Origin of the sequence: Bacillus cereus (assembly GCF_025917685.1) — a bacterium.
Taxonomy (GTDB): domain Bacteria; phylum Bacillota; class Bacilli; order Bacillales; family Bacillaceae_G; genus Bacillus_A; species Bacillus_A cereus_AT.
This window is the reverse complement of record NZ_CP089518.1, coordinates 881,202-899,491: the sequence shown is the minus strand read 5'-3', so window position 1 is coordinate 899,491 and position 18,290 is coordinate 881,202. Positions and strand designations below refer to the sequence as shown.

Genomic DNA, 18,290 nt, shown 5'->3' with positions numbered 1-18,290 from the left:
CTTATGTATTAAATTAGAAACTATTTACATAGAATAATTATTTTAATCGAATTATTAACATGCTAAAATATTAAAGGCACTTTTATTTAAAAGAATATATAATAGAAATGTCGTTTTTTTGCACGAAATGTATTTTTGAATAAAGTGAGGAGAATCCTTTGGTATTTAGTAGTTCGATTTTCTTATTTATCTTTTTACCTCTCGTATTATTTTTCTATTTTATAGTGCGTGCCGAGCTTCGTAATTTCGTATTACTTGCATTTAGTTTAATTTTCTATGCATGGGGAGAACCACGTTTCGTTCTTTTAATGCTCTTTTCTATTGTATTAAACTATTGCTTCGGCCTACTCGTGCATCATTATGATAAACGAAAAAATATGAAAGTCACATTTTTGATTATGGCTGTGGTCGGGAATATTTTATTACTTTCTTATTTTAAATATATTTCATTTTTCACAGACATTTTAAACAACGCTTTACATTTATCTATCCAAGTGGAACCTATTCCACTACCAATTGGGATTTCATTTTATACATTCCAAGCGATGTCCTATGTCATCGATATATATCGTAAAGACGGTGATGTTCAAAAGAACCCACTTAACTTAGCACTATATATTTCTATTTTCCCTCAGCTTATTGCCGGACCAATCGTTCGTTACAATATCGTTGCTGAACAAATTAAAACGCGTATCCATTCTTTTGAAAAATTTACAGAAGGTCTACAAATTTTCATTCTAGGATTAGCGAAAAAAATATTAATCGCCAACCAAGTCGGGTTTGTCGCAGATAAAATCTTCGCCTTACCGCCGTCTGAGATAAGCGCTGGAACAGCTTGGATTGGGATTATCGCCTATACACTTCAAATCTATTTCGATTTTTCAGGGTACTCTGATATGGCAATTGGACTTGGAAAAATGTTCGGATTTGATTTCCCGAAAAACTTCAACTATCCGTACATCTCTAAATCTATTTCAGAATTTTGGAGAAGATGGCATATTACACTCGGCTCTTGGTTCCGCGATTACATATATATCCCGCTCGGCGGAAACCGCGTTTCAAAACTAGCGAATTATCGTAACCTCTTCATCGTATGGGGGTTAACTGGTTTATGGCACGGGGCGAGCTGGACATTTATCGCCTGGGGCTTATATTATGGCTTTATTATTTCAATTGAAAAAGCTGGATTCGAAAAAATATTAAACAAACTATGGAAGCCGCTGCAACATGCATACGTATTAGTAATCGTTATGATTGGCTGGGTCTTCTTCCGAGCTGACAACTTCGCTTACTCGTTCCAATATTTAAAAGCTATGTTTGGCATAGGGGGGCACTCTTTCGTCGATGATAATACAATGTTATACGTACATGAATACATTATTATTTTTATCATTGCCTTTATCGCAGCGACACCTATTTTAAAGAGAGTTAAAAACATACTAGAACTTGCACCAAAAACATATACGTTCGGGATGCAAGTTGTACGTCCTATATTATTACTAACATTATTTATGCTTTCGATTATGTATTTAGTTAATTCAACATATAATCCATTTATTTATTTCAGGTTTTAACTTATCCCGCTATTTGCCGGGCAGTAAGATCCCCACCTCAAAATTCAGCGAAAGCAAAGAAGTTAGGTGGGGGTCGGGCTTCCCGTAAAAGCCCGATTGGTTAAGGCTAATAATCAGTGGGGATGAACAAAACCCCCACTGATTAAAGTTTCACTTTATGTAGGAAGGAAACGTTATTATGAAAAAATTGGGGAACATCGTCCTATTTACCGGTTTTCTCACCATTATCTTTTCATTTGGCATATTATCGCTTCTCAAAACTGACCGAGCAGTTTCGCCCGTTGAAAATCGTCCACTCGCTCAAAAACCAGCTCTTACAAAAGAAGCTGTCATAAATGGTAGCTTCTTTAAAGACTTTGAGACATATACAAACGATCAATTAATCGGAAGAGATGATCTCATAAAAAACTATACACTTGCTCAAATTAAAATGGACAAGTCTCTCATTAACGATATTATTTTAACTGATGATAAATGGCTTCTTAAAAATCCAGCATGGACTACAAAATATAATGAAATCGATCAATCCATGCCAGCTGTAAACGACTTATCTCAGTTTTTAAAAGAACAAAATATCGAGTTTTACTTTGCCTTACCACCGTCCAAAACGAATGCATTATCATTTAAATTACCTTCTCATATTCACACATATGCACAGGAAAATTTAAATTATTTTCTAGATAAACTTCCAGCGGACGTAAAACCAATTAAACTCATGGAACACTTTAAGAAAAACTATACAAATGAAGAAATACAAAGTATGTACTTCAAAACAGACCATCACTGGAATATGGATGGTGCCTTCTTAGGCTATCAATATATAATGAACACAATCGTGCAACAATCTTCTATATATAAAGGAAAAGAAATAAAAAAAGAAGATTACACTCGTACGTGCGCTCCAAATAAACATCTAGTCGGAAGCTTTAACAACCAGCTATACCAACTGATTGATGCGACTGGTGAAAAACTATGCTACTACACACCAAAAGACGGTTTCAACTTTACAAGCGTAACCGCAAAAGATGTGAACGGCACTGTATATCGCACATTGGATGAACTATATGGCGTAGAAAAACAAAATGATACAACATCATACGCCGGTTATTACACAAACGACTATCCAGAAATCGTCATCGAAAATAACAATGCACCAAATGATGTACGAGCTTTAGTCCTAAAAGATTCATTCGCAAACGCAATCGTGCCTCACTTAGCACAAAGCTTCAATCACACATCTATCCTCGACCTTCGTCACTATCACGAAAAGGATATATATCAATACATTAAAGACAACAACATTAACATGGTATTGTTTGTGTATAGTGATTCGAACTTGAGCGGTGAGATGTTTAAGTTTAAACAATAAAAGAAGCCTCTTGTACATGTACAAGAGGCTTCTTTGTATTATATATTTGGGTGTGTACAGCTTGTGAAACGATTTCGCTTGTTACAACATCTTTATCTCTTAATACTTTGAATACTAATGTACCTTTGTCAGTGTACTTAGTAGTTAAAGTATTGTAGATGTCTGCATTGAAGTTTGGAAGTGCAGAAGCACGGTCAATTGCTTCAGATGGATCGAATGTTCCGTCTGGTTTACCCTCGATAGCCTTTTTTGCTACTAAATAATTAATGTACTCTTCACTCCAAGAACCAGGTTGAACGTCTGAGAATGTTTTACCTGCTGCTACTGAAGATACAACACCTGCTACCATTGCTGCTGTCATTGTACCTACGATTAATTTTTTGCCGACATTTTTTCTTTCATACGCTTCTCTTTCAAATTCTTACTTACATAGCAAAAAAAGAACAGGTAATTCCTGTTCTTTTTCAACTCAATTATTGAATTAAAAGAGGAATGACCTCTATTCTATTCCTCTTTTTATAGACTCTTTTGCATGTAAGTCATTAATAATATATTTGGACGCTATGGCAATTTGCTCACGCAATTCCTCTACCCTTTGTCCTAACATTTCTTGTACATATTCTGTTTGCTCTAATTGTTTAACCGCCATACTATGTAATGTTTCTGTCGTCCAGTCTCCATCAACATTCCCAATAATCGGCTGATTTACTTGTTGTAAAAACGAATCGATCTTTGGATCATATGAAATTCCAATCATAGGCGTGTTTGCAACTGCCGATAATATAAGAGCATGCAGTCTCATCCCTATTAAAAGGGAGCATTCTGATAAAATAGAGATTTTCTCATGAATATCCATTTTATAAGGGAGCATGTGCGCTTCTTCTCCCATCAAATTAATGATATCCTTTGATGCATTTTGATCAAATGGTCCATGCATCGGTACAAATAAAATATGGTATCCCTCTTGCTTAAGCTTTTTCAGCGTACCTGCTAACTTCTTCATATAATCTTCTTTTGCATCCCAGTACCTTACACTAACCGCAACGATCTTTCCTTGCAGAGAATGTTTTTGAAGCCAATTGGATTTCTTTTCTTCTTGCTGACAAGCTAATACCGGATCTGGAACAAGTTCGATATCTTTCTTAATACCAATTTCTTTTAAATACAAAAAAGAGTCTTCATCACGTACTGATATATATTCAGCCTTTGATACATGCCATTTCACTAATAAACGATTTTGCTTCTTCGTAATAGGTCCGATTCCTTGAGCGTAAATATAATACGGCTTTTTCAAAAAACGGGCAAGCCGCATAATACCCGTATAGTATAAAATACTTTTAATACTCGTCTTATCTTGCAAGAGACTTCCGCCTCCGCTAATTAAACCATTACTTCTCTTTATTTCTCGGTAAATCGCTCTTATATCCCAGCGATTTACTGCTTCTACACTGTACATTTTCCTTGTATAGTCGGGGTCATTTGAAAGTACAACAAGCTCAAGAGTAGGATCCTCTTCATGTAGCGCTTTAATAATTGATTGCAAAATTGCTTCGTCCCCAACATTATAAAAACCATAATATCCTGATAAAACTAACCGCACTCTTAATCTCCTCCAACATTTCACAATCAACTCTTTTTGTAATTAAACAAATTGTTATCCATTCCTTGCCGAGGAAGGATTGATAACTTCAAATTGATTTCTTTCGCAAACATCTAAAAAGTCGTACCCATTTATAATATTGTTCATTTTCTATAACAAACGATTTTATTTACGTAAAAATGGAATTTGTTCTTTCGATATCCAGTTTAGTTTAAGTGCACATATGCCATATAATACTGAAGCTACACTTAGCGCTACACCACTATATATCATTGCTAAAACCCTGGAATCTGTCACATTAATTAATGTAGACACAAAGTATAATGCTATACCTAAAATACTAGATACTCCAATCACAGCCAAAAACTTCCCTATATCCATTGGATAAGAAAGATCTTTTCTAATATAAATATGATTTGCGATACAAATCATTATATAAATAATTAGAGTACTATACGCTGCTCCATTTATACCGAATTGATTTACTAGCGCTATATTTAATATAATTTTTACAAAACTTGCACCGATGACAATCCATGCTGCTTGCATCGAACGATTAATCCCTTGCAAGATTCCTATTGATAATACCATAAGTGATGTGAAATACGAGCTACCAATTAAAATAGCTAACATACCACTTCCTTTTGTATCTGTAAATAATGCAACATTAAGCGGTACTGTGAGCGCCATAAGCCATATCGTTATCGGCATTGTTAAAACGTGCGCAAACTCATTTGTACGTTTTACTGTCAGTTTAGCTAAAGCTATATCTTTTTTTGTTAAAGCTGCTGTTAATAATGGAATTAATGGAAATACTATCGCACTTGCAAATACAACAATTAATTGCGTAAATGCAAAACCACGGCTATATATACCAAACTGTTCCTGAATCGTTGTAGAAGATTCATGTAGCACATGTGGAATTGTTACAGAATCAACTAAATTTAAAACCGGCATAGATAACGCTCCAATTGCAATCGGAATTGAAATACGGAGTATGTTTTTCCCGTTTTTCTTAAAGTCTTGCAATGAATATGTTTTACTCTTATAGCGATACGGGCTTTTCACATATTTTACTCGCAAATATATGAGTGACGTAATAACACCAAAACAAGAACCAATCATCGCTCCGCCCGTTATGATATCACTGCTTTTATTCGAATATACAAATACATAAGCGATCGTTAACATTAAGAATACGCGAATCAACTGTTCAATTACTTGTGATACACCAGTAGGTATCATATCTCCGAACCCTTGGAAATATCCACGGTACACTGCCATATATGGTGCGATTAATAAAGCAAACGAAGTAACAATTAATGCTAGCCTCGTCTCTTGCCCACCAAGCATATTTGCAATGCCACTTGACCCCATGATAATAATTAAAAATCCGAGCACCCCAAATATAACACCGATAATAGACGCGGACGTAAACAATTTAGCTATTCCGTCCCGATCATTCTTTTCATGAAGCTCAGCTATTAACTGAGATATTGCTAGCGGGACTCCCGCTACTGATAAAGTTAAGGCTATCATATATACAGGAAAAACAAGGCGAAAAATCCCAAGTACTTCATCCCCCGCTATATTTTGCAATGGAATTTGAAAAAAACTCCCCACTACTTTCGATAGAAACGTTGTAACGGTTAAAATCGCAGCGCCTTTTACAAACTTTTTATTCATCTTCTATCTCTTTTCTTTCAATATATAATCTACATAAAATATTAAATCAGTATTATTCATTCATTTTGAGAATCATCACCTTATCTCATTTAGTTATCATACCAAATTTCTTATATGTTGAATACTCTCTTTCTTTTTATGTTTTAAATATAATATGTGCCATATATATGTTCTTTTATCCAGTTTTTTCTTCAATTTACTACTTCTACTTGTTCAAGATAAATATGTGCTATATAACGTAGCTATTGTCAGTAAGAGGAGTGTTTGTAACATGCTGAATGCGGTAAAGAAATTGTTAGGAGATTTTCAAAAGAGAAAGCTAAAAAAGTATGAACAACTTGTTCAAGAAATTAACAATTTAGAAAAACAAATGTCTAGTTTACCTGATGAAGAATTCCAAATATAACAAACACAGTAAAAATAATAAAAACTTTCACACTCTACAAAGCATTCCGTGTGAAAGTCCTTATTATTACATAGATTTAGTTCCTAAAAATTGTAATTTCTCTTTTTGTTCATTATTCGCCATCATCACAATCGTCTTTTCAACATGCGGATGTATATGTTCAAGTGTTACACTCGCTCCTGCTTTATCCGATTGCTCAACAAAGTTTAATAATGCCATAGCCCCTGATACATCCATATAGCGTACATCTTTCATCCGTAAAATAACTGGTGACTTCACATCTTGTAAAGAAGCAAAAATACGATCTACTGTTAGAAATGAAAGTGGTCCCTGAATTGTATACGTCGCTTCTTTTTCTTTTATAATAGAAGCTTTACGTTCTTTACACTTCACCATGTATATAATGAAAGAAAGAATAATGCCAAACGCAACAGCAACCATTAAATCAAATTTCACTGTCACAAACATCGTTACGAGCATTACAACTACATCACCTCTTGGTGCTACATGCATCTTCTTCATACTTTCCCAATCAAACATTCCAATACCGGTTAAAATTAAAATACCTGATAATACAGCGAGCGGAATATATTGTACCACTGAACCCAGTCCCATAATGAAAATGAATAAGATGACGCTATGCATACAAGCTGAAAGTGCCGTCTTCCCCCCGCTTCTTATATTAACGATAGACCTAACAGTTGCACCTGCTCCTGCTAATCCACCGAACAAACCACTTGCAACATTGCCAATACCTTGTCCGATTAACTCTTTATTACTTTTATGACGTGTCCCCGTCACATTATCCATTACGACAGATGTTAATAATGAGTCAATTGATCCCAGTAAAGCAATACTAAGTGCCGGTAATACAAGTGCTAACATGCCATTTGCGTCTAAAGTCGGTACGTGAAGAGATGGCATCGCCTCTGGAATTGCACCTATCTTTTCAATCATCTTATTTAAAGAAAGAGTTCCTACAACTGGTAAGTTTACCGTAAGTCCTTGTAGCATAGAAGAAAACAACGGCAACGTTACTGTAACACCTACTAATGCTACTAAACTTGATGGAATGGCCTTAATCCATTTTCCAGAAACAATCATTACAATGATCGTTAATAACACAAGCAGAAAGCTATTTTGTACGTGCTTCATTTCACCTAAAATAATAATGAGTGCAATCCCATTCATAAACCCTGAAACAACAGGATACGGAATATAACGAACGTAAGAGCCTAGCTTACATACACCAAATAAGATTTGAAATAACCCCGCCATCATAAATGCAATAAAACTTGCTTCTAATCCGTGAGTTGCAATAACACCTGTTGCAATAACTGTAATCGGCCCAGTAGGACCCGTTACTTGCCCCGGTGTACCACCAAATAACGCCGCAAACAAACCTGCAAAAATCGCACCATACAACCCGACTAGCGCTCCCTCAGACGTTCCCGTTGCGGCAATACCAAATGCAATTGCTAGCGGCAAAGCAACAATCGCAACAGTAAACCCTGCTAAACATTCCTTTGCTATTTTTTGAAACATAAGAATAACCACCTTTGTATAAAGTCCATTTTCCATTGTACACCTAAAAGGATACATTCGTTAGTTTACTTTTTACAGTATCGTGACGTAAACGGATTCAATGAAAAGTTTCCCCCTTACCTTTGGAAACAATTGCAACTATGCTATAATGAACAAATTAAATCTTTTACTATATACTTGGAGGCACTATGCTAACTTTTGAAGAAAAATTATCAATTATTGAATCTTTCCCGGAATTAGAAAGAAAGAACGTATCATTAAAACGCGTAAACTTTCACTTTGAAGAAAGTCGTTTAGATAAAAAGAACGTTGTATATCATTTACATCCAAACGGAAACGGGTTTGTATACGCAAACTTCATTAAAGGTTATAAAACAGATGATAAAGGCATGATTAACATCCGTGAGTTTTCAGAAGAAGAATTGCGTTCAGTAATTGAAAAAGTAATTGAACGTCTATCACAGGAGCAAGAAGAAATTGTTACACCGATGGAACCTGCTGCAGAAGAAGAATGGAAGAACGAAGACGGTCATATCCTAACTCTTATTCAAGAGGATGATATGTGGAACGTTTACGCTGGCGTAAACTTAGACGGTACATTCAACTCTTATCCAGAAGCTGCGGAATACCTTGATGAAGAAGGTTTCTCACGTAAATAATACGTTTCTTACTACTAATGAGGCCGTCCCATTTTTTTGGGGACGGCCTCTCTTATTAATAGGCAGGTTATTATTGTCGTATTTTGCAGTTAAGTCGATATATTTAGGATTAGGCTTTTGGAACATTTCCATCCCTAAAATTATGGAATCAAAACTTCTTATTCTCACTATCCCCTATAAAAATTTGAATTTGACAACTATAAGACTCCGTATTAAAAAAATCATTAACTAACTCTACTTCAATAAAACTCTCTACTTCTATATTATTTTCTCTTGTATATTCGATTATAATATTTCGACGTTCTTCTTCATTTTCTTTACTATACGCTAATGTTACATATTTCCCGCCTGGTAATACTTTTATATTTGGCATCTCTTCCATATGTACATAATCTTGTACCTTATTAAAAACATACTTTGGTTCTACATCCCACTTTTCATTGACATTGTATAGAATCCCCATTTCCATTGACATTTTCTCTTCATTATCTTGAATAAGTTTCTCTAAATCCGAATAATAAAGTAACTCCTGTAAACTCCCCACTTCTTTACAAGGCGCTACAATTACATAACGCTGTTCAAAGAACTGAATAGATATTTCATCATTCTTTAATATGTCCTGTGAACTCCCTACTTTCTCATTTAACCCATCAATCGTTTCAATTACCTCTTTCATTTTCTTTATATGTTCTTCCGCTTCCGCTCTCTTTAATTGTAAAAATTGTAGCAACTTATCCGTATTACATTCCTTAAAAATCTCTTGAAGTTCTACTATACTAGTGTTCAACTCTCTACAGCTTTTTATAATATCAATATGAATGAATTGATCTATAGAATAATATCTATATCCTGTTGATTCATCAACATGTTTTGGAATAAGAATCCCCATCTTATGATAGTACCTTAGTGCTTTTATCGTAATATCCTTTATTTTTGCAACTTCTCCAATAGAAAATATTTTTTTCATTTGAATCTCTTCCCTCATATTTTTTCTCACAAGACTATTGACTCTCCTCTAAGAGGAGACCTTACTATTTATAATAAGTTATTTATATTGATAAAGGGAGTATAGAATTATGAACACAGTAAAATATAGAAGTCTTGTTAAGGAAGACTATGAGCCTATAAAACATTTAATTGGTGAAGCATTTGGATTTAATGAATTCATTACAGATAAAAAGTTTTTAAACTCAATATTAAACTTCTATCTACACAGTTGCATTTTAGGAAGTTCTTTTAGTAAGGTAGCTGAAAAAGATAATAAAGTTATCGGTGTTATTTTAGGCGATTCCGAAAAAGATAAAAACCGTTTAAAGAAATTCCATAATACTATTAGCTTTACCTTTAACACGCTGAAACTATTCATAACAAATAAAGAGAATAGAGAATTTTTAAAAGCATTTATAAAAGTTCAAAAAACATATAAAGAACTCATTCAAGGAAAAGAAGATCATTTTCAAGGCTGTATACAATTATTCATCGTATCCGAAGAATCGAGAGGTCTTGGAGTTGGAAAATCTTTATTAAATCATTTATTCCAATACATGACAAAAGAAGATGTAATATCTTTATATTTATATACGGATAATGAATGTAACTATAAATTTTATGACAAACAAAACTTCCAACGTATACAAGAAAAAGCAGTTGATTTTGGGCCAAAAAAAGAAGATTTCAACGTATTTTTATACCGCTATGACTTTAACTAATCGTAGCGTGTACACTTCGAAGCTCTTTGCTACTTAGCAAAGAGCTATATTAAGTATGATCGTGAGTGGTTGTCAAAAATCATACTAACCTAGATCCTTCAGCCAAACTCTTCTACTACTATTGTTTCAGTTCGATTAGTGCGAAAGAGAGGAAGATGTATAACAACTTCAATATAAAAAGGAGCGCACAATATGGAATGGATTCACGAATTATTTCAGCAATATGGGTATTATGTGGTACTTGTCGGATTACTATTAGAATATATTGCTCTTCCGTTTCCAGGAGAGCCAACATTAGCCTATGCAGGATTTTTATCACATCAAGGTGATTTAAGTTTACCAATTTTAATTGTTTTATCCTTTATTGGGACAAGTGCAGGTATGACATTCCAATACTTTTTAGGGAATAAACTTGGTATGCCTTTCATTCAGAAATACGGGAAATATGTATTTTTAACAGAACGAAAAATTAATTTAACGAAAATGTGGTTTGATAAATACGGATATTTTCTAATCTTTATCGCTTTTTTCATTCCAGGCGTTCGCCACTTCACAGGCTACTTTGCAGGAATTATCAACTTACCGTTTCGCCGCTTTGCGATGACAATTTATGCAGGCGCCCTATTTTGGGTATCATTCTTCTTAATCAGTGGTTACTGGTTAGGGGAAAACTTAGACAATATTTTCCTAGTACTTGAACAACACATTTGGAAAATTCTCTTCGGTATTATTATCATTACGCTAATCACCCGATTTCGCAAAAAAATAAAGCATGCGTTTGTAAAAAATATGAATTAAAACGAAGAGCATGTTATTAAAATCTTTCAACAATACGTTTTATCCAAATTAGCTGCGTACAAAAATAATAAAAAGCGGAGACCCATAGTCTCCGCTTTTTCACATACATTTTGTTTCCGAACTAACTCTCACCATTAATTTTTTTTGCGTCTAAACAATCTCGATCCCAAAATTAATGCAAACATACCTGCAATAATAGAAGTAGATTCAGTTGATGCTCCCCCTGTTTGAGGAAGTAATTTGGATTGCTTATTATTTTCTTTACTAGATGGTACTTCAGATTTATTTTGTACATTTTGTTTGTTTTGTACTTCCGGTTTCTCTTTTACTTCTGGTTTGCTTGGTACTTCCGGTTTCTCTTCTACCTCTGGCTTGTTTGGTACTTCCGGTTTCTCTTCTACCTCTGGCTTGTTTGGTACTTCTGGTTTGTTCGGTACTTCTGAATGCTCTTTCTCTGGTGTTACCAAGATCTCCGGTTTTTCTGTTACCTCTGGTTTCTCTAGAACATTCGGTTCTTCTGTCACCTTTGGTTCTTCCGGTTTCGATGGCTCTTCCATTTCTTCTGTTGTTTCTTCTGTTGTTTCTTCTTCGATCGGTGTTACCTCTACTTGCGGTTTTTCCGTTACCTCTGGTTTCTCTAGAACATTCGGTTCTTCTGTCACCTTTGGTTCTTCCGGTTTCGATGGCTCTTCCATTTCTTCTGTTGTTTCTTCTGTTGTTTCTTCTTCAATCGGCGTTACCTCTACTTGCGGCTTTTCCGTTACCTCTGGCTTCTCTAGAACATTCGGCTCTTCTGTCACCTTTGGCGTTTCCGGTTTCGATGGCTCTTCCATTTCTTCTGTTGTTTCTTCTTTATTTTCTTCTTCAATCGGTGTTACCTCTACTTGCGGCTTTTCCGTTACCTCTGGCTTCTCTAGAACATTCGGCTCTTCTGTCACCTTTGGCGTTTCCGGTTTCGATGGCTCTTCCATTTCTTCTGTTGTTTCTTCTTTATTTTCTTCTTCAATCGGTGTTACCTCTACTTGCGGCTTTTCCGTTACCTCTGGCTTCTCTAGAACATTCGGCTCTTCTGTCACCTTTGGCGTTTCCGGTTTCGATGGCTCTTCCATTTCTTCTGTTGTTTCTTCTTTATTTTCTTCTTCGATCGGTGTTACCTCTACTTGCGGCTTTTCCGTTACCTCTGGTTTCTCTAACACATTTGGTTCTTCTGTCACCTTTGGCGTTTCCGGTTTCGATGGCTCTTCCATTTCTTCTGTTGTTTCTTCTTTATTTTCTTCTTCGATCGGTGTTACCAAGACCTCCGGTTTTTCTGTTACCTCTGGTTTCTCTAGAACATTCGGTTCTTCTGTCACCTTTGGCGTTTCCGGTTTTACTGGCTCTTCCATCTCTTCTGTTGTTTCTTCTTCAATCGGTGTTACCTCTACTTGCGGTTTTTCTGTTACCTCTGGTTTCTCTAACACATTTGGTTCTTCTGTCACCTTTGGTTCTTCCGGTTTCGATGGCTCTTCCATTTCTTCTGTTGTTTCTTCTGTTGTTTCTTCTTCAATCGGTGTTACCTCTACTTGCGGCTTTTCCGTTACCTCTGGCTTCTCTAGAACATTCGGCTCTTCTGTCACCTTTGGCGTTTCCGGTTTCGATGGCTCTTCCATTTCTTCAGTTGTTTCTTCTTTATTTTCTTCTTCGATCGGTGTTACCAAGATTTCCGGTTTCTCTGTTACCTCTGGTTTCTCTAACACATTCGGTTCTTCTGTCACCTTTGGCGTTTCCGGTTTTACTGGTTCTTCCATTTCTTCTGTTGTTTCTTCTTTATTTTCTTCTTCAATCGGTGTTACCAAGATTTCCGGTTTGTCCGTTACCTCTGGTTTCTCTAGCACATTCGGCTCTTCTGTCACCTTTGGCGTTTCCGGTTTTACTGGCTCTTCCATCTCTTCTGTTGTTTCTTCTGTTGTTTCTTCTGTTGTTTCTTCTGTTGTTTCTTCTGTTGTTTCTTCTTCAATCGGTGTTACCTCTACTTGCGGTTTTTCTGTTACCTCTGGTTTCTCTAGAACATTTGGTTCTTCTGTCACCTTTGGTCCTTCCGGTTTTACTGGCTCTTCCATTTCTTCTGTTGTTTCTTCTGTTGTTTCTTCTTCAATCGGTGTTACCAAGATTTCCGGTTTGTCCGTTACCTCTGGTTTCTCTAGAACATTCGGTTCTTCTGTCACCTTTGGCGTTTCCGGTTTTACTGGCTCTTCCATTTCTTCTGTTGTTTCTTCTTTATTTTCTTCTTCGATCGGTGTTACCAAGATTTCCGGTTTGTCCGTTACCTCTGGTTTCTCTAGAACATTCGGCTCTTCTGTCACCTTTGGCGTTTCCGGTTTTACTGGCTCTTCCATTTCTTCTGTTGTTTCTTCTTTATTTTCTTCTTCGATCGGTGTTACCAAGATTTCCGGTTTGTCCGTTACCTCTGGTTTCTCTAGCACATTCGGCTCTTCTGTCACCTTTGGCGTTTCCGGTTTTACTGGCTCTTCCATCTCTTCTGTTGTTTCTTCTTTATTTTCTTCTTCGATCGGTGTTACCAAGATTTCCGGTTTCTCTGTTACCTCTGGTTTCTCTAACACATTTGGTTCTTCTGTCACCTTTGGCGTTTCCGGTTTTACTGGCTCTTCCATCTCTTCTGTTGTTTCTTCTTTATTTTCTTCTTCGATCGGTGTTACCAAGATTTCCGGTTTCTCTGTTACCTCTGGTTTCTCTAACACATTTGGTTCTTCTGTCACCTTTGGCGTTTCCGGTTTTACTGGCTCTTCCATCTCTTCTGTTGTTTCTTCTTCCACTTGTTCTTCTTCTGGTTTTACCCAGATTTCCGGTTTGTCTGTTACCTCTGGTTTCTCAAGAACATTCGGTTCTTCTGTCACCTTTGGCGTTTCCGGTTTTACTGGCTCTTCCATTTCTTCTGTTGTTTCTTCTTCAATCTTTTCTTCTTCTGGTTTCACCCAAATTTCCGGTTTGTCTGTTACCTCTGGTTTTTCTTGCTTATTCGGCTCTTCTGTCACCTTTGGCATTTCCGGTTTAGTTGGATCTTCCAGTTCTTCTATTGTTTCTTCTTTACCTTGCTCTTCTACTTCCGTTGCTTCCTGTATCTTTATATTTGTAATATCATATCCATTAACTTTCGATTGATATCCTGATACTGGTTGTTCTTTCACTTCATACTTATGAGCTTTTCCTTCATTATCAACTGCTGGTAATTTTTCAAACTCATATTTCCAATCATTTGCTGCGGTAACTTCTTTCGTTGTAATAACTTTACCATTTTGCAGTAAATCTACTTTAATTGTTTCTGGGCGATCCTTTACTTTGTCGCCTTTCCACGTTTTTGTTCCTGTAACTGATGTAGTTTTCAACTTATTTGGAACCATAAGTTTTATTCCATTTACATCATCCTTCTTAATTGTAAAAGGAATTTTCGTTTGTGGATTGAACTCTACATAGTTCGGTGCTGAAATTTCTTGTACATAGTAATTACCTGGAGCAAGGTTTGGCGCTTCAACTATTCCGTCTTGATTTGTTGTATAGGAATCACCGATTTGCTGACCTGATTCTGTGTACACTTTAAAAGAAACACCTGGGATAATTTTCCCTTCGTTTCCTTCAATATGCTTAACAATTTGCAATGTTCCCTTCGCAGGTAAATCCCCTTCAGCTTCGCCACCAAATGATATATTTTTAACCTTTACACTATTAGATTCAGAAGTAGGCTTCTCATATAAAATTTGATAATCAAGTTTATAGTCATTTTGTAAAAATTCTAACTTTTTCCCACTCTCAGTTATAGTTGATGTATAGGCAACAGTAAATGAAGTGGCATTCCCCATATGTCTATAAACTACAACTTCAAATGAGTTATCACTAGTAAACTTAATATATCCATAGCCTCGCTGTTGAAATTGCTCAAGAGACAAATATTCTCTATTATTAATAGCTATATTAAAACTACCTTTATTAAGAATTTGTCCTTCTTGTAAAGTATCTTTCAAAACGATATTGTCATGTAAATATTGTTTCTTTAAATTTATATTTAAAAACCAACGTACTTCATTACTTTTGTCTGGCTGAATATCACCAGATTTATAGAAAAAGATCCCCGGTTCTGTACCTCCTCCTTTCGAGTGGGTAATGCTAACCGTTTGTTTTTCTAAATTTGTTCCTAAATTCGTTTGGACATCTTTCGTTTTTCCTGCTTCTACATTCGTAGCTTGAACAGTGAAATTAAAGTTCCCTCTAATATTTTCAAGCTTATCTACTGTATCATTAAATGTACAAACCACATTATTTCCATTAATCTGACACGCACCAAAAACACGTCCTGAATCATCCTTTAATGCAATTGTGCCACTAAAACCCTTTAATTCTGGAGGAAGTGCTAACGTTAATGTATCCCCGGACTTCATCTTTTTTCCAGGTTTTTCACTAAAGTTTACACGTATGCTAGTCTGTTCCCCATAATTTAATGTTGTTTTTTCGATTGCAAAACTATCAACAAATCCTGCTGTGTTTAATTCTTGAGCATGTCCGATGATAGGTGTAAAAACTTGTCCAATAATAACGGTAACAATAAAACAAATTACAGATATTCTTTTTAAATATGTACTCATAACGCCTCCAATTTCAATCATCACATTTTTATATTACAAAATCCTTTTCACCCTAAACCACCTTGAAAAAGGTTACAATTAAAGAATATTTGCAGCATCAAACTATCTTTAATCATGCAAAACAAATCAGTAAACAACACGATTCATTAACCATATTGTTCTCTTTTTCTGGCAGCCAACAATAAATATTAGTACTAATAAAAATGCATTACAAGACTGTTCATTTGCACTTTAATTTGTTACTATACCAGTAGTAACCAAAAATTACTAAATGACCACTTTAGTCATACGGTCATCTGACGACTGATTTTTTTCTCTTTCAAACATTATCCATCACCATTCTCCTTAATAATTTTATTCCACTAGTACCAAAGCACGAACATATTCTGAAATTACACACCCACATTTACTATTTTAATATTTCTCATCACTTCAAAAATAACCTTTTTAACAAGGATCATATAGTATTAAAATTAAAACAGGAAATAATAAAATATATCCTACTATAATAATAGGAAGTAATTATAAATAGAGGTGCATACAATTTTTTTTAGACTGTTATCTCCTCATTTTTAATAATTTCACAATAATAAGGCTACCTTTCCTTATTAAGAAAGATAGCCTTATTTGTATAGACAACTGCTCTACACCTTATTTCTTCGCGCTTTTTAACGACTCTCTTAGCACAAATTTTTGTAATTTTCCGCTCGCATTACGAGGAAGTTCATCTACAAATAAGTAATGACGCGGACGTTTATAATCTGCTAATTCATCACTTTCTTTACAATACGTTTCTAAATCAGCTTCTGAAATATTTTCATCTTTCTTTACAACGACCGCAACGACACGCTCTCCCCATAATTCATCTGGCTCACCAAGTACTGCAACATCTAATACACCAGGGTGACTATGAAGGAAATCTTCAATTTCACGAGGATAAATATTTACACCACCGCTAATTACCATATCATCAACGCGGTCTGCGACGAATAAATAGCCGTCTTTATCGAAGTAGCCTAAATCACCAGAATGATACCACCCTTTATACATCGATTTTGCATTTGCTTCTTCTCGATTATGATATCCAGCCATCATAGTCGGGCCGCGCAAAATAATTTCCCCTACTTCATAAGGAGGCAATACATCGTCTGGCTCTGCTGGTGCATCTTCGTTCGGTTTAACAATTCTAATTTCATGGCTAAAGCACGGTGTTCCTGCTGAACCAGCTTTCGTAATTTGATCCTCCTCTACGAGAAACGCAACAACCGGTCCCATTTCTGTCATTCCGTAAATTTGGACAAGATCAATATAAAGACGCTCTTTACATTCCTTCACTAGTGCTGGAGCCATCGCGGCCCCGCCATATACACCGATTTTCATCGAAGTTAAATCATACTCGGATAGATCTTTTTGCAGTAACATATTCCACATCGTTGGTGCTGCAAAAAACGTCGTAATCTTCTCTTCTTGAATTGTATGTAGCACTCGATCCGTATCAAAATGATGTAAAATAACATTTTTTCCGCCAACTTGAATGCGCGGTATGATCCCAGCATTTAACTCGCCGCAATGATATAAAGGCGCTACCACAAGTCCGGCGCTATCCCTGTTATATTTTATGAAGTACGTACAAATCATACTATGCTCAGCCATATCACGATGGCGATGTAGTACACCTTTCGGATGACCAGTCGTACCACTCGTATAAAGCATAGAACAATAATCCATCTCATCTACTACAATATCTACTTTTTCAGCTGATGCTTCATTTACTTTTTCATGGTAAGAACTCGCATAGGAAGGTGTATCGTCTTCTACATACCAAAAAGACGTATTTGGAAAATCTCGTTCAATCATAGCAACAGTTGATTCGACTGCTTTTTCAAAGACAACTAATTTCGAGGCTGCATCTTGGAGGATATACGATAATTCTTTTGCTTTTAAGCGGAAATTGATCGGGTTAAAGATCGCCCCAATTTTGGCACAGGCTAAGTAAACGTTTACAAATTCACGACAGTTATATAAGTAAACAGATACAGAGTCTCCTTTTCGTACTCCTTCTTTCAATAGAGCTTGCGCTGTTTTATTTATTTGCTCATCCCACTGTTTATATGTCCAGCGAATATTTTTTTCTGGTTCTACTAACGCCTCTTTATTCGGATACTTGCCAACTGCTAAATCAAAAATTCTCCCTATCGTCATGTACATGCCAACAATTTCCCCCTTTTCTCTTTCATAAATCTATCATTTCGTCTATAAGTAGACATTGTCCTCTAATAATTTAACTAATTTTTCTGATTATTATCGACA

Annotated in this window: 13 protein-coding genes; 6 read left to right on the top strand and 7 right to left on the bottom strand. The window is 35.7% G+C overall.

Features of this window, described 5'->3' with window-relative positions; all coding sequences use genetic code 11:
- Positions 1-158: 158 nt before the first annotated feature.
- Complete coding sequence (locus LUS72_RS04535) at positions 159-1,574, top strand: MBOAT family O-acyltransferase (protein WP_097829818.1); 1,416 nt, start codon at positions 159-161, stop codon at positions 1,572-1,574.
- A gap of 178 nt (positions 1,575-1,752) precedes the next feature.
- Entirely contained in the window at positions 1,753-2,943 is a 1,191-nt protein-coding gene (gene patB1, locus LUS72_RS04530) for a secondary cell wall polysaccharide O-acetyltransferase PatB1 (protein WP_097829817.1), read from the top strand.
- On the opposite strand, the gene LUS72_RS27220 is transcribed toward patB1, so the two are convergent.
- From LUS72_RS27220 to LUS72_RS04515, 3 genes are all read right to left on the bottom strand, one after another.
- Positions 2,933-3,304: an S-layer homology domain-containing protein gene (locus tag LUS72_RS27220; protein WP_097829816.1), complete on the bottom strand. Its 372-nt coding sequence runs from the start codon at positions 3,302-3,304 to the stop codon at positions 2,933-2,935. The genes patB1 and LUS72_RS27220 overlap by 11 nt on opposite strands.
- 138 nt (positions 3,305-3,442) lie before the next feature.
- Positions 3,443-4,543 carry a polysaccharide pyruvyl transferase CsaB gene (csaB, locus tag LUS72_RS04520; protein ID WP_097829815.1) on the bottom strand — a complete coding sequence of 367 codons (1,101 nt, stop codon included), beginning with the start codon at positions 4,541-4,543 and terminating at the stop codon, positions 3,443-3,445.
- 165 nt (positions 4,544-4,708) lie between these two features.
- Positions 4,709-6,229, bottom strand: a complete 1,521-nt coding sequence (locus LUS72_RS04515) for a putative polysaccharide biosynthesis protein (protein WP_097829814.1) — start codon at positions 6,227-6,229, stop codon at positions 4,709-4,711.
- A gap of 271 nt (positions 6,230-6,500) precedes the next feature.
- Between LUS72_RS04515 and LUS72_RS04510 the strand changes: the two genes are divergently transcribed.
- Positions 6,501-6,635, top strand: coding sequence for a hypothetical protein (locus tag LUS72_RS04510; protein WP_255290760.1), 135 nt, complete (start codon positions 6,501-6,503; stop codon positions 6,633-6,635).
- A gap of 66 nt (positions 6,636-6,701) precedes the next feature.
- Here LUS72_RS04510 and LUS72_RS04505 read toward each other — a convergent pair whose 3' ends face one another.
- Positions 6,702-8,180, bottom strand: coding sequence for a SulP family inorganic anion transporter (locus LUS72_RS04505; protein ID WP_097829813.1), 1,479 nt, complete (start codon positions 8,178-8,180; stop codon positions 6,702-6,704).
- Between the two features lie 188 nt (positions 8,181-8,368).
- Here LUS72_RS04505 and LUS72_RS04500 point away from each other — a divergent pair, with 188 nt between their 5' ends.
- On the top strand, positions 8,369-8,839 hold the full coding sequence (locus LUS72_RS04500; RefSeq protein ID WP_097829812.1) for a hypothetical protein: 471 nt from the start codon (positions 8,369-8,371) through the stop codon (positions 8,837-8,839).
- 148 nt (positions 8,840-8,987) lie between these two features.
- Here LUS72_RS04500 and LUS72_RS04495 read toward each other — a convergent pair whose 3' ends face one another.
- Entirely contained in the window at positions 8,988-9,836 is an 849-nt protein-coding gene (locus LUS72_RS04495; RefSeq protein ID WP_097829810.1) for a MerR family transcriptional regulator, read from the bottom strand.
- 79 nt (positions 9,837-9,915) lie between these two features.
- Here LUS72_RS04495 and LUS72_RS04490 point away from each other — a divergent pair, with 79 nt between their 5' ends.
- A complete protein-coding gene (locus tag LUS72_RS04490; RefSeq protein WP_097829809.1) occupies positions 9,916-10,548 on the top strand; it encodes a GNAT family N-acetyltransferase in 633 nt (210 codons plus the stop codon).
- Positions 10,549-10,740: 192 nt separating this feature from the next.
- Entirely contained in the window at positions 10,741-11,346 is a 606-nt protein-coding gene (locus LUS72_RS04485) for a DedA family protein (protein ID WP_097829808.1), read from the top strand.
- A 134-nt stretch (positions 11,347-11,480) separates the two neighbouring features.
- Here the strand turns inward: LUS72_RS04485 and LUS72_RS04480 are convergent, their stop codons facing one another.
- Together LUS72_RS04480 and LUS72_RS04475 are read right to left on the bottom strand one after the other, a co-directional pair.
- Positions 11,481-15,980, bottom strand: a complete 4,500-nt coding sequence (locus LUS72_RS04480; RefSeq protein ID WP_264448619.1) for a Cna B-type domain-containing protein — start codon at positions 15,978-15,980, stop codon at positions 11,481-11,483.
- 651 nt (positions 15,981-16,631) lie between these two features.
- Positions 16,632-18,188 carry a fatty acid--CoA ligase gene (locus tag LUS72_RS04475; protein WP_097831229.1) on the bottom strand — a complete coding sequence of 519 codons (1,557 nt, stop codon included), beginning with the start codon at positions 18,186-18,188 and terminating at the stop codon, positions 16,632-16,634.
- Positions 18,189-18,290 lie beyond the last annotated feature (102 nt).

Bases quoted from the DNA above. Each gene is read 5' to 3' on its own strand.
- LUS72_RS04515 (WP_097829814.1), bottom strand. From the start codon at position 6,229: ATGAATAAAAAGTTTGTAAAAGGCGCTGCGATTTTAACCGTTACAACG.
- LUS72_RS04480 (WP_264448619.1), bottom strand. From the start codon at position 15,980: ATGAGTACATATTTAAAAAGAATATCTGTAATTTGTTTTATTGTTACC.
- LUS72_RS04485 (WP_097829808.1), top strand. From the start codon at position 10,741: ATGGAATGGATTCACGAATTATTTCAGCAATATGGGTATTATGTGGTA.
- LUS72_RS04475 (WP_097831229.1), bottom strand. From the start codon at position 18,188: ATGTACATGACGATAGGGAGAATTTTTGATTTAGCAGTTGGCAAGTAT.
- LUS72_RS27220 (WP_097829816.1), bottom strand. From the start codon at position 3,304: ATGACAGCAGCAATGGTAGCAGGTGTTGTATCTTCAGTAGCAGCAGGT.
- LUS72_RS04510 (WP_255290760.1), top strand. From the start codon at position 6,501: ATGCTGAATGCGGTAAAGAAATTGTTAGGAGATTTTCAAAAGAGAAAG.
- LUS72_RS04490 (WP_097829809.1), top strand. From the start codon at position 9,916: ATGAACACAGTAAAATATAGAAGTCTTGTTAAGGAAGACTATGAGCCT.
- LUS72_RS04500 (WP_097829812.1), top strand. From the start codon at position 8,369: ATGCTAACTTTTGAAGAAAAATTATCAATTATTGAATCTTTCCCGGAA.
- patB1 (WP_097829817.1), top strand. From the start codon at position 1,753: ATGAAAAAATTGGGGAACATCGTCCTATTTACCGGTTTTCTCACCATT.
- LUS72_RS04505 (WP_097829813.1), bottom strand. From the start codon at position 8,180: ATGTTTCAAAAAATAGCAAAGGAATGTTTAGCAGGGTTTACTGTTGCG.